Source organism: Pseudomonas sp. R3-52-08 (assembly GCF_003851745.1).
Lineage (GTDB): Bacteria > Pseudomonadota > Gammaproteobacteria > Pseudomonadales > Pseudomonadaceae > Aquipseudomonas.
The window spans coordinates 2625307-2639436 of record NZ_CP027730.1; the positions used below are offsets into that span (position 1 = coordinate 2625307).

Genomic DNA, 14130 nt, shown 5'->3' on the forward strand with positions numbered 1-14130 from the left:
CCCATTCCTCGCTAATTTTTCCCTCCGCGGTTCGTTTTATAGGGACGACGTGCCTTTGTGCTTCCTGCCTATTGCTCCGGACTCCAACAAATGAATGCTGAAGACTCCTTGAAACTTGCTCGCCGGTTTATCGGGTTGCCCCTGGAAAAACGCCAAGTGTTCCTGCAGGCCTTGCAGAAAGAAGGCGTGGATTTTTCCCGGTTTCCGATTCCGGCGGGGGTGGAGGCCGAGGATCGCCAGGCGCTGTCCTACGCGCAGCAACGCATGTGGTTTCTCTGGCAGTTGGATCCGGCCAGCGGCGCCTACAACCTGCCCGGCGCCGTACGCTTGAAAGGTGCGCTCAGCCTCGACGCCCTGGAACAAGCGTTCGCCAGCCTGGTGGCGCGTCACGAAACCTTGCGCACGGTGTTCCAGCGTCAAACGGATGAACGTCTGGCGCAGGTTTCAATCGAGCCGTCGTTGGCCATCGAGCACCTGGACTTGAGCACCCTGGCGCCCGTTGAGCGTGAGCAGGCGGTCAACGCAGCAGCGACGCGTCAGTCACTACTGCCATTCGACCTCGAGCATGGCCCGCTGCTGCGCGTGCAGCTGCTCAGGCTCGACGAACACGAGCACGTGCTGCTGCTGACCTTGCACCACATCGTCTCCGACGGTTGGTCGATGAATGTGTTGATCGACGAGTTCATCCGTTGCTATGACGCCCACGAGCGCAACGAGGCGCCACAATTGCCGGCGCTGGCGATCCAGTACAGTGACTACGCCCTGTGGCAGCGCCGCTGGCTGGAGGCCGGCGAACAGGCGCGCCAGTTGGCGTATTGGCAGGCGCGCCTGGGCGATGAACATCCGGTTCTGGAGCTGCCGACCGACCGTCCACGGCCGGCCATGCCAAGTTACCAGGGCACTCGCCATGCCTTCGAGATCGACCCGGCGCTGGCCACGCAACTGCGCGTGTGCGCGCAAAAGCACAACGTCACCTTGTTCATGCTGTTGCTCGGCGCCTTCAACGTGTTGTTGCATCGTTATACGGGGCAGGGCGACATTCGTGTCGGCGTGCCCATCGCCAACCGCAACCGCACTGAAGTCGAAGGCTTGATCGGCTTCTTCGTCAACACCCAGGTACTGCGCACCGAGCTGACCGGCCAAACCCGCATTGCCGAATTGCTGCAAGGCATCAAGGAGCATGCCCTGGGCGCCCAGGCCCATCAGGAATTGCCGTTCGAACGCTTGGTCGACGCCTTGAACGTCGAGCGTAGCCTCAGCCATACGCCGCTGTTCCAGGTGATGTACAACCATCAACCGGTGGTGGCGGATATCGCCTCCGTCAGCACCGCCTCCGGCCTGGAACTGGCCCTGGTGGAATGGCAGGGCCGCACCACCCAGTTCGACCTTACCCTCGACACCTATGAAAAATCCGGCACCTTGCATGCCGCGCTGACCTACGCCAACGACCTGTTCGACGCGGCCTCCATCCAGCGCATGGCGCGCCATTGGACCCGCCTGTTGCAGGCGATGGTGGCGGACGCTGAACAGCGCATCGGTGAGCTGCCGATGCTGGACGCCGACGAGCTACAACTGCTGGTCAAGACCTGGAACCACACGGCCACGCCGTACCCGACCGAACGCGCGATCCATCATTTGATTGAAGACCAGGCGCAACGCACGCCTGACGCGCCAGCGCTGGTGTTCGGTGAGCTGACCCTGACCTACGCCCAGCTTGACGCGCGCGCCAACCGGTTGGCCCATGCATTGCGCGAGCAAGGCGTCGGCCCGGACGTGCTGGTGGGAATTTGTGTCGAGCGTTCCATTGAAATGGTCGTGGGCCTGCTGGCAATCCTCAAGGCGGGCGGCGCCTATGTCCCGCTGGACCCGGAATACCCCGAGGAGCGCCTGGCGTACATGATCGACGACAGCGGCATATGGCTGCTGCTCAGCCAGCAAGGCCTGCTGGCACGGCTGCCGACCGCAGGCCTCCAAGTGATTGCCCTGGATCTGCCGGCGAACTGGCTCGACGGCTACAGCACCGCAGCCCCGAACGTCAGCCTGCATGGGCTGAACCTGGCCTACGTGATCTACACCTCGGGTTCCACCGGGAAACCCAAGGGCGCCGGTAACAGCCACCGCGCACTGGTCAATCGCCTGTGCTGGATGCAGCAGGCCTATGCGCTCGATGGCGGTGACGCGGTGCTGCAGAAAACCCCGTTCAGCTTCGACGTTTCCGTGTGGGAGTTTTTCTGGCCGCTGATGACGGGCGCGCGCCTGGTGGTTGCCGCGCCGGGCGAACACCGTGAACCGGCCCGCCTGATCGAGACCATCGGCCGGCACGCCATCACCACCGTGCACTTCGTGCCGTCAATGTTGCAGGCGTTTATCCATGAGCCCGGCGTGGAGGCCTGCGCCAGCCTCAAGCGCATTGTCTGCAGTGGCGAAGCCTTGCCATTGGACGCGCAACGCCACGTGTTTGCCAAGCTGGCGAATACGGCCTTGTACAACCTTTACGGCCCGACCGAAGCGGCGATCGACGTCACCCACTGGACCTGCATCGACGAAGGCGCCGACAGCGTGCCCATCGGCCGGCCGATCGCCAACCTCGGCACCTACGTGCTGGATGCCCAGCTCAATCCGGTTGCGGCTGGCGTCTCGGGCGAGCTGTACCTCGGCGGCACCGGCCTGGCGCGCAGTTACCATCGCCGCCCGGGGCTGACGGCCGAGCGCTTTGTGCCAAGCCCGTTCGTGGCCGGCGAGCGCCTGTATCGTACCGGTGACCGTGTGCGCCAGCGCGGCGATGGGGTGATCGAATACCTTGGCCGCCTCGACCATCAGGTCAAGCTGCGCGGCTTGCGCATCGAACTGGGTGAGATCGAAGCGCGCCTGATGCAGCACCCAACGGTGCGCGAAGCGGTGGTAGTGGTACACGGCGGCAAGCAGTTGGTGGCTTATCTGGTGCTTGAACGCGACGCACCGACCGACCTCCAGGCCTGGCTGCTTGGCAGCCTGCCGGAATACATGGTGCCAAGCCACTTCATCACGCTTGCCAAACTACCGGTGACCGCCAACGGCAAGCTCGACCGCAAGGCGCTGCCACTGCCGGACGCCACGGCGCAGCAGGCCTTTGCTGCTCCGGAAAATACCGTGCAACAAGCCCTGGCCGCGATCTGGAGCGACGTGCTGGGCATTCAGGCTGTCGGCCTGGACGACAACTTTTTCGAGCTGGGCGGCGATTCGATCATCTCCATTCAGGTGGTCAGCCGGGCCCGCCAGGCCGGTATCCGCCTCAGTCCGCGCGACCTGTTCCAGTACCAGAGTGTGCGCAGCCTGGCGCTGGTGGCGGGCGTCGACGAACTGAGCGAAGTCGATCAGGGGCCGGTCAGCGGTGAGGTCATCCTCACGCCGGTGCAGCAGGGCTTTTTCGCCCAGGCCATCCCGGCGCGTCACCATTGGAACCAGTCGTTGCTGCTGACCCCGCGTGAACCACTGCAGCCCGCTCGGCTCGACGCGGCCGTGATGCAAGTGGTCCGGCATCACGATGCCCTGCGCCTGCGCTTCGTGGCGCAGGCTGAAGGGTGGCAACAGCACCACGCCGCTGCGGTCGATGCATCGCTGCTGTGGCAGGCCCAGGCCGACACCGACGCCGAATTGGCCGCGCTGTGTGAAAAGGCCCAGCGCAGCCTTGACCTTGCGCACGGCCCGTTGCTGCGCGCCGCCCTGGTCGAGATGGCCGACGGCACCCAGCGGTTGCTGCTGGTGGTGCATCACCTGGTGGTGGATGGCGTGTCCTGGCGCATTCTGCTGGAAGACCTGCAACAGGCGTATCGCGAGCAGCGGTTGCCGGCAAAGACCAGCGCCTATCAGCACTGGGCGCACCGGCTGCAGGAGCGGGCGCACGTTCTCGAGCACCAACTGGCGTACTGGCAGGCGCAATCGGTCGATGCCGAGTTGCCGTGTGATCATCCTGAAGGCGGCCTGCAGCATCGCCTGGGCGTCAAGCTGGAAACGCGCCTCGACGCCGAGCACACGCGCCAGTTGCTGCAAGAGGCGCCGGCGGCCTATCGCACCCAGGTCAATGACCTGTTGCTCACCGCCCTGGCGCGCGTGGTCAGCCGTTGGAGCGCTCAGCCCGCCGCGCTGATCCAGCTGGAAGGGCATGGCCGCGAAGACCTGTTCGACGGCATCGACCTGACGCGCACCGTCGGCTGGTTCACCAGCCTGTTTCCGCTGCGCCTGCAAGCGGACGGCGAGTTGGCCGGCGCGATCAAGGCGGTCAAGGAACAACTGCGTGCAGTCCCCGACAAGGGCCTGGGCTATGGCCTGCTGCGCTACCTCGGCGCGCCCGGAGCCCGCGAAGCCCTGGCCGGCCTGGCCGTGCCACGCATCACTTTCAACTACCTGGGTCAGTTCGATCGCCAGTTCGATGAATCGGCATTGTTTGTACCGGCCGCCGAGGGCAGCGGCCAGGCCCAGGACCCCGAGGCACCGCTGGCCAACTGGCTGACGGTGGAAGGGCAGGTGTATGGCGGTGAATTGGCGCTGCAGTGGGGCTTCAGTCGCGAGATGTACGAGGCTGCGACCATCCAGCGCCTGGCGGACGACTTTGCCTGTGAGCTCAAGGCCGTGATCGCCCATTGCTGTGCCGCACCGGCCAGGCAGGTCACGCCATCGGATTTCCCCCTGGCACAGGTCACTCAGGCGCAACTGGATGGATTGCCGGTGGCCGGGCCGGCCATCGCCGACCTGTACCCGCTGTCGCCGATGCAGCAGGGCATGCTGTTCCACACCCTGCTGGCGCCGGAGGCCCAGGCCTATATCAACCAGTTGTGCGTCGACATCGACGGCCTCGATCTGCTGGCGTTCGGGCGCGCCTGGCAGGCCGCGCTGGACCGGCACGACATCCTGCGCAGCAGCTTCCATTGGCTGGGCCTGGACAGCGCCCATCAAGTGATCCGGCGCCAGGTCGACCTGCAACTGCAGGTGATTGAAGACCCGAGTGCCGATTGCGAAGCCCTGGCCCACGCCGAGCGTGAACGCGGTTTCGCGCTCGATACCGCGCCGCTGTTTCGCCTGATGCTGGTGCGCGGCGCGGGGCCGACCTGGCACCTGATTTTCACCAGCCACCACATTCTCATGGATGGCTGGAGCAACGCCCAGTTGCTCGGCGAGGTGCTTGCCCATTACGCCGGCCAGACGGTGCCCGCACCGCTCGGGCAATTTCGCGATTACCTGGGCTGGCTGCAACGGCAAGGCAACGGCGAAGCGTTCTGGAAAGCCCAGTTGGCGCCTTTGCAGGCGCCGACCCTGCTGGCCCAAGCGCTGCGTACGCCGGTTGCGCGGGCGGGCACTGCCGACCATCAGGTCGTGCTGGGCTGTGACTTCACCCACACCCTCAGTGAGTTCGCCCGCCAATACAAAGTCACTCTCAACACCGTGCTGCAAGGGGCCTGGAGCCTGCTGCTGCAACGCTACACCGGCCAGGCGTGCGTGGCGTTCGGCGCCACCGTGGCCGGGCGTTCCGCGCCGTTGCCGGGGATCGAACAGCAGTTGGGTCTGTTCATCAACAGCTTGCCGATCATCGGCGCCGCCTCGCCGGCACAATCGGCCATCAGCTGGCTTGGTGAGTTGCAAGCGCTGAACCTCAGCCTTCGCGATCACGAGCATGTGCCGCTCTATGACATCCAAGGCTGGGCTGGCCAACCAGGCGCCGCGCTGTTCGACACCTTGCTGGTGTTTGAAAACTTCCCGGTGGCCGAAGCCCTGAAGCAGGGGGCGCCGGCCGGGCTGAGCTTCGGGCCGTTGCATAACCATGAGCGCACGCATTATCCACTGACCCTCGGCATCGAACTGGGTGCCAGCCTGCGCCTGGAATTCAGCTACGACCGGGCGCACTTCAGCCAAGCCCAGGTCATCCGCCTGAGCGACAACCTGCAGTACCTGCTCGCGCAATTTCTCGCAGACGCGCAAGGCCCCCTGGGCAACCTGCGTCTGCTCGACGCCAGCGCCCAGCGCGACGTGCTTGCCCTCAGCCGATTGCCCGCAGCCGCCCAGCCTCATCACCGCGCCCATGAACGCATCGCTGCCCAGGCCCAGGCCACGCCGGACGCACTGGCGGTGCAGGCTGGCAGCGAACGCCTCAGCTATGCCCAACTCAACGCCCGCGCCAACCGCCTGGCCCATCGCCTGCTGGAATGCGGCGTCGGCCCCGGTCAGCGCGTGGGCCTGGCGTCCCGTCGTGGCCCGCAGTTGATCGTCAGCCTGCTGGCGGTGCTCAAGAGCGGCGCGGCCTATGTGCCGCTGGACCCGAAATACCCGGCCGAGCGCCTGGCCTACATGCTGGCGGACAGCCGCCTCGACCTGCTGCTCAGCGAAACCGGCCTGCTGGCCGACTTGCCATTGCCCGCAGGGCTGAGCCGCATCGACTTCAGCGCCGGCGGTGATGAATTGGCCAGCTACCCTGCGACCAATCCGCCCAACCACGCGGCGGCGGCAGACCTGGCCTATGTGATCTACACCTCCGGCTCCACCGGCCAGCCCAAAGGCGTGGCCATCGACCATGCCGCTCTCGACCAGTTCTGCGACAGCGCCGCGGTGTACAGCCAACTGAGCGGCCAGGACCGCGTGCTGCAATTTGCGACCTTCAGTTTCGACGGCTTTGTCGAGCAGTGCTACCCGCCGCTGTGCGTGGGCGCGGCGCTGATCATGCGCGGCGATGAACTGTGGGACGCTGGGCAACTGGCGCGAGAAATCGTTGAACAGGGCGTGACCCTGGCCGACTTGCCCGCCGCCTACTGGTACTTGCTGGCCAAGGAATGCGCCGTGTACAGCCGCGCCTTGGGCAAGCTGCGCCAGGTGCATGTGGGCGGTGAGGCCATGTCCGTGGAAGGCCTGCGCGCCTGGCATGCCGCCGGGTTGGGCGGTGTGCGGCTGGTCAACACGTACGGGCCGACCGAGGCGACGGTGGTGTCCAGCGTGCACGATTGCCGGTTGGCTGATGCCAGCGATGCGTTCGGCGTGCCGATTGGGCGCGCGATTGCAGGGCGCTCGCTCTACGTGCTCGACAGCGCTTTCGAACTGCAGACGACCGATGGCGTGGGCGAGTTGTGCATTGGTGCCGAGGCCGGCCTGGCCCAAGGCTATTTCGACCGCCCGGCGCTGACTGCCGAGCGCTTCCTGCCTGACCCGTTTGCCGCCGTCCCCGGTGCGCGGCTCTACCGCAGCGGCGACCTGGCCCGTTACAACGAGGCGGGTGCGCTGGAGTACGTCGGGCGTATCGACCATCAGGTGAAGATTCGCGGCTTGCGAATTGAAATGGGCGAAATCGAAGCCAGCCTGCAAGCCTTGCCGCAGGTGCGTGAAGCGGCGGTACATGCGCTGCCGAGCGCCACGGGCACGCAATTGGTCGCCTACGTGGTAGCCGCCGAGGGCCATGTGCTGGAGACACAGGCACTGGCGGGCCGTTTGCGCCAGTCGCTGCCGGACTACATGGTGCCTGGGCAGTGGGTGGTGCTCGAGGCGTTGCCCTTGAACACCAACGGCAAGCTCGACCGCCGCGCACTGCCGGCGCCGGACCTGAACCTGCACGCCCCGGCCTACGTGGCGCCCCACAGCCCGCTGCAAATCCAGCTCGCGGCGATCTGGCAAGCGGTGTTGCAGGTTGAGCGCGTCGGCCTGGACGATCACTTCTTTGAACGCGGCGGTCATTCGTTGCTGGCCACCCAGGTGATCTCACGGGTGCGGCATGCGCTCAAGCTGGAAGTGCCGCTGCGCGCGCTGTTCGAACAGCCGACCCTGCGCGCATTTGCCGACGCTTGCGCGGCGTTGCAGATGAGCACGGCGCAGCCGTTGCTGGCGCTGGAACGCGGCCGGCCGCTGGCGTTGTCCTTCGCCCAGGAACGCCAATGGTTCCTCTGGCAGTTGGACCCCGCCAGCGCGGCCTATCACGTACCCGTCGCCCTGCACCTGCGCGGCCAACTGGACCGCGCCGCACTGGAGCAGGCGTTCCAGGCCCTGGTACAGCGCCATGAGCCGCTGCGCACCACCTTTGTGGAGCAAGGCGAGCACACTTTGCAAGTCATTCATCCGCACCTGGCGCTGACCATCGAGCAGCAGCGCGTCGATGTGGCGGCTATCGAACAGGCGGTGGCCGAGGAAATCCAGCGCCCGTTCGACCTGCGCAACGGCCCGCTGATGCGGGTTAAAGTGCTCGACGTCGCGCCAGAGCATCATGTGCTGGTGATCACCCAGCACCACATCATCTCCGACGGTTGGTCGATGCAAGTGATGGTCGATGAGCTGGTGGCGCTCTATCAGGGCGACGACGCCTTGCCGGCGTTGCCGATCCAGTACGCCGACTATGCCCAGTGGCAACGTGACTGGATGGCGGCCGGGGAAACACAGCGCCAGCTCGATTACTGGTGCGCGCGCCTGGGCAGTGAGCACCCGGTGCTGGCGCTGCCCCTGGACCACCCGCGTCCGGCGGTGCAAAGCCATCGGGGCGCGCGCCGGCAGATCCATCTGGACCGCGCGCTGGTGGCCGAGCTCAAGGCGTTGGCCCAGCGTCAGGACGTGACCTTGTTCATGCTCCTGCTGGCCTCGTTCCAGACCTTGCTGCATCGCTACAGCGGCCAATCCGAGATCCGCGTCGGCGTACCGATCGCCAACCGTACGCGCCTGGAAACCGAGCGACTGGTCGGTTTCTTCGTCAACACCCAGGTACTGCAGGCGCAGTTGCATGGGCAAATGCCTTTCGAACAGTTATTGGCCCAGGTCAAGCGCCGTGCCCTGGAGGCCCAGGCGCATCAGGACCTGCCATTCGAGCAACTGGTCGAAGCCTTGCAGCCTGAGCGCAGTCTCAGCCACAACCCGCTGTTCCAGGTGATGTTCAACCATCAGGACAACCTGCGCGCCGGCCCTGTGCACTTGCCGGGCCTGGCGTTGCAGGCGCTGGACTGGGCCGGGCACACCACCCAGTTCGATTTGAGCCTGGAAACCGAAGAATCCGCCGATGGCCTCTGGGCGTCGCTGACGTACGCCACCGACCTGTTCGAAGCTGCAACCCTGGAACGCCTGGCCGGGCATTGGCACAACCTGTTGCACGCAGTGGTGAGCGATGCGTCCCAGGCGCTCGATGACCTGTCGATGCTCAGCGCGCCGCAATGGCAGCAGATGGTTGAAGACTGGAACCACACCTCATTCGACTATCCAAGCGAGCAGTGCGTGCACCAGTTGTTCGAGGCCCAAGCCCTTGCCCAGCCGGAGGCCGTCGCACTGCGCTTCAATGGCGACCACCTGAGCTACGCCGAACTCAACCGCCGGGCCAATCGCCTGGCGCATCGCTTGATTGCGGCAGGCGTGGGCCCCGACGTGCTGGTGGCGGTGCATGTGGAGCGCTCCCTGGACATGGCGGTCAGCCTGTTGGCCACCCTCAAGGCCGGCGCTGCCTACGTGCCGCTCGACCCGCAGTTCCCGGCCGAGCGCCTGGCCTTCATGCTCGACGACAGCGGCGCCCGGGTGCTGCTGACCCAGGCGCGGTTGCACGGTCAGCTGGCCCAGCCCGAGGGCCTGCAGGTGCTGCTGGTCGAGGATGAACCGGGAGCAGAACACAACCCGCAGGTTACGCTCACGCCGGAATACCTGGCCTACGTGATCTACACCTCCGGCTCCACCGGCAAGCCTAAAGGCGTGATGGTGCGGCACCAGGCGCTGTGCAGTTTTACCTGCGCCATGGCCGACAGCTTGTCCATCGGCGCTGATGCCCGCCTGTTGTCGTTGACCACGTTCTCGTTCGACATCTTCGCCCTGGAGCTCTACGTGCCGCTGAGTGTCGGCGCGACAGTGCTGCTGAGCGAGCAGGCCATGGCGCTCGACCCGGAAGCCATTCTCGACCTGGCCCACAGCCAAGCGGCCACGGTGCTGCAGGCCACGCCGTCGACCTGGCGCATGCTGCTCGACAGCCCGCGCGCGCAGCTGTTGCGCGGCGTCCAGTGCCTGTGCGGCGGCGAAGCGTTGCCGGCTGATCTGGCCCAGCGCCTGCTCGCTCTGCAAGGTCCGGTGTGGAACCTCTATGGGCCGACCGAAACCACCATCTGGTCGTCGGCCCATCGGCTGCACGAAGCGCAGCCTTTGGTCGGGCGGCCCATCGCCAACACCTCGCTGTTCATCCTCAATGCCGGGCTCACGCCATGCCCGCAAGGCGCGGCCGGTGAGCTGCTGATCGGCGGGGTCGGCCTGGCGCGTGGTTATCACGCCCAGCCTGCGCTCACCGCCGAGCGTTTTGTGCCAGACCCGTTCGGTGCGCCCGGCGCACGCCTGTACCGCACCGGCGACCTGGCGCGTTACCGGGCAGACGGCGTGGTCGAGTACCTCGGCCGGGTCGATCATCAGGTCAAGGTGCGCGGTTTCCGTATCGAGCTGGGTGAGATCGAAGCCTGCCTGCGTGACTACCCGGGCGTGCGTGAAGCCGTGGTGCTGGCCGACAACGACCGCTTGATCGCCTACCTGGTGAGCTCCGCACCGGACGAACAACAGGCCTACAAAGCCGCGTTGCGCGAGCGCCTGCCGGACTACATGGTGCCGGCGCACCTGCTGTTCCTCGACCGTCTGCCCCTGACCCCTAACGGCAAGCTCGACCGCAAGGCCTTGCCCAAGGTGGATGCCAGCCAACTGAGTAAAGGCCATCTGGCCCCCGTCACCTCGCGCGAACAACAGGTCGCGGCGATCTGGGCCGAGGTGCTGGACGTGCCGCAGGTTGGTCTCGACGATCACTTTTTCGAACTGGGCGGGCATTCCTTGCTGGCCACGCGGGTGGTGTCGCGGGTGCGCCAGGCCTTGGCCCTGGAAGTCGCGCTCAAGACCCTGTTCGAACAACCCCTGCTGGGCGACTTTGTGCGCGCACTGGGCGAGGAGGGCGTCACCGCGCCGGCGCTGCAGAGGGCCGACCGCACGCAACCCTTGCCGCTGTCTTACGCCCAGGAGCGCCAATGGTTCCTGTGGCAACTGGACCCGCACAGCACGGCCTACCACATCCCCAGTGCCTTGCGCTTGCATGGCCCACTGGACCAGGCCGCGCTGCAACGCAGCTTCGATACCTTGCTGGCGCGCCATGAAAGCCTGCGCACCCATCTGCGCCAGGAAGCCACGGGCGCGGTGCAAGTCATCGAAGCGCTGGGCCTGATCGATATCGACCGGGGCGCCTGTGCCTACGCCGACCTCAAGGGCGCTGTGGCGGCCGAGGTCGCACGCCCCTTCGATTTACTGCGCGGGCCGCTGTTGCGGGTCAAGTTGCTGCGCCTGGCTGAGGTCGACCATGTGCTGGTGCTGGTGCAGCACCACATCGTCTCCGATGGCTGGTCGATGCAACTGATGGTCGAGGAATTGGTGCAGCTGTACGCCGCGTTCAGCCAGGGGCATACGCCGAACCTGCCGGCATTGCCGATCCAGTACGCCGACTATGCCGTGTGGCAACGCCAGTGGATGGAGGCCGGCGAGCAGGCGCGTCAACTGACTTACTGGCGCGAGCAGCTGGGCGGCGAACAGCCGGTGCTGGAGCTGCCGTTCGACTACCCGCGCCCGGCACTGCCAAGCCATCGCGGTGCACGCCTGGGCATCGAGCTGGCGCCAGGGCTGCTGGACGGCCTGCGCACCTTGGCGCATAACGTCGGCGTCACGCTGCCGATGGTGCTGCTGGCGTCCTATCAGGCGCTGTTGCACCGCTACAGCGGCCAGGAAGACGTGCGCGTCGGCGTCCCGGTTGCCAACCGTAACCGCCTGGAAACCGAGGGTTTGATCGGCTTCTTCGTCAACACCCAAGTGCTCAAGGCCGATCTGCACGGGCAGATGAGCGTCGAGCAGTTGTTGAGCCAGGTGCGCCAGCGCTCCCTGGACGCCCAGGCCCATCAGGACCTGCCGTTCGAACAACTGGTGCAGGCGTTGCAACCGGAGCGCAGTCTCAGCCTGAGCCCACTGTTCCAAGTGCTGTTCAACCATCGTGTGACGTCCGCCGCAAGCCAGTTGCACCAGCTGTCCGACCTGCACATTGAAGTGCTGAGTTGGGACGAAGGCGTGGCCCAGTTCGACCTGGCGCTGGACGTCGAAGAAAGCCCGACGGCGGTGCATGCCTCTCTGAGCTATGCCACCGACCTGTTTGCGCCTGCCACCATCGCGCGCATGGCGGCGCATTGGCAGAACCTGCTGCAGGCAATGGTCGCTGATCCACATCAATCCATTGGCCAGTTGCACCTGCTGGATCAGCATGAGCAGCAGCACATCCTGCAGCTGTGGAACTGCACGGATGCCGGCTACTCGGCCCAGCGCCTGGTGCATGAGCTGGTCGCTGACCGTGCGCGGCAAACCCCGGATGCAGTGGCGGTGAAGTTCGATGCGCAGACCCTGAGTTACGCTGAGCTCGACGCCCAGGCCAACCGCCTGGCCCATGCGCTGATCGCCCGTGGCGTCGGCCCGGAAGTGCGGGTGGCCATCGCCATGCCGCGCAGCGCCGAGATCATGGTGGCCTTCCTCGCCGTGCTGAAGGCCGGTGGCGTGTACGTGCCATTGGATATCGAATACCCGCGTGATCGCTTGCTGTACATGATGCAGGACAGCCGGGCGCAACTGCTGCTCAGCCATACCCAGGCATTGGCGCAATTGCCGATACCGCAAGGGTTGGAGACCTTGGCGATTGACGCTACCGAGCAATGGGCACACCTCAACGACAACGCGCCGAACGTGGTTCTGCACGGCGACAACCTTGCCTACGTGATCTACACCTCCGGCTCCACCGGCATGCCCAAGGGCGTTGCGGTGTCCCACGGGCCGTTGGTGGCGCACATCATCGCCACTGGCGAGCGCTATGAAACCAGCCCCGCCGATTGCGAACTGCACTTCATGTCGTTCGCCTTCGACGGTGCCCACGAAGGCTGGATGCACCCCTTGATCAACGGCGCCAGCGTGCTGATCCGCGACGACAGCCTGTGGTTGCCGGAATACACCTACGCGCAGATGCACCGTCACAACGTGACCATGGCGGTGTTCCCACCGGTGTACCTGCAACAACTGGCCGAACATGCCGAGCGCGACGGCAACCCACCGGCGGTGCGCGTGTACTGTTTTGGTGGTGATGCGGTGGCCCAGGCCAGCTATGACCTGGCCTGGCGCGCACTGAAACCGACTTATCTGTTCAACGGCTACGGCCCCACCGAAACCGTGGTCACGCCGCTGCTGTGGAAGGCGCGCAAAGGCGACCCGTGCGGCGCGGTATACGCGCCCATCGGCACCTTGCTCGGCAACCGCAGCGGCTACGTGCTCGACGGCCAACTCAACCTGCAACCCATCGGCGTGGCCGGCGAGCTGTACCTGGGCGGCGAGGGCGTGGCGCGGGGTTACCTGGAGCGTCCGGCGTTGACCGCCGAACGATTCGTGCCGGACCCGTTCGGCAAGCCCGGCAGCCGCGTATATCGCAGCGGCGACCTGACCCGTGGGCGTGCGGATGGCGTGGTGGACTACCTCGGTCGCGTCGATCACCAGGTGAAAATCCGCGGCTTCCGTATCGAACTGGGCGAAATCGAAGCGCGTTTGCGTGAACAGGACAGCGTCGGCGAGACCGTGGTGGTGGCCCAGAACGGCCCGACCGGCAAGCAGTTGGTGGCCTACGTAGTACCGGCCGATGCCAGCCTGGCTGACCAAGCCGAATTCCGCGACAGCCTGCGCCGCGCCCTGAAAAGCAGCCTGCCGGATTACATGGTGCCGGCGCACTTCGTGTTCCTCGCGCAGATGCCGTTGACCCCCAACGGCAAGCTCGACCGCAAGGGCTTGCCGCTACCGGACGCCAGCCAAATGCAGCAACGCTACGTGGCGCCGCAGACCGAACTGGAGCAGCACATCGCCGCGATCTGGGCCGACGTGCTGCACCTGGCGCAAGTGGGCCTGAACGACAACTTCTTCGAAGTCGGCGGGCATTCCTTGCTGGCCATCCAGATCACCTCGCGGGTCCAGGCCGAGCTGGGCCTGGACGTACCGCTGATGGAACTGTTCCAGACCGAATCGCTGCGTGCCTATGTGCAGGCCGCAGCCACCTTCCGCGCCGGCAGCGAGGAAGACTTTGATGATCTTCGTGACTTTTTGAGCGAACTAGAGGCGATTTGAACC

At 65.7% G+C, this 14130-nt stretch carries 1 protein-coding gene; it reads left to right on the forward strand.

What is annotated here, in order from left to right; all coding sequences use genetic code 11:
• Positions 1 to 90: 90 nt before the first annotated feature.
• The gene (locus C4J91_RS12185) at positions 91 to 14127 is read left to right on the forward strand and encodes a non-ribosomal peptide synthase/polyketide synthase (protein WP_124362547.1); all 14037 of its coding nucleotides are present in this window, start codon (positions 91 to 93) and stop codon (positions 14125 to 14127) included.
• Positions 14128 to 14130 lie beyond the last annotated feature (3 nt).

What these genes read in the sequence shown, in the direction of transcription:
- C4J91_RS12185 (WP_124362547.1), top strand. Translation starts at nt 91, where the DNA reads ATGAATGCTGAAGACTCCTTGAAACTTGCTCGCCGGTTTATCGGGTTG.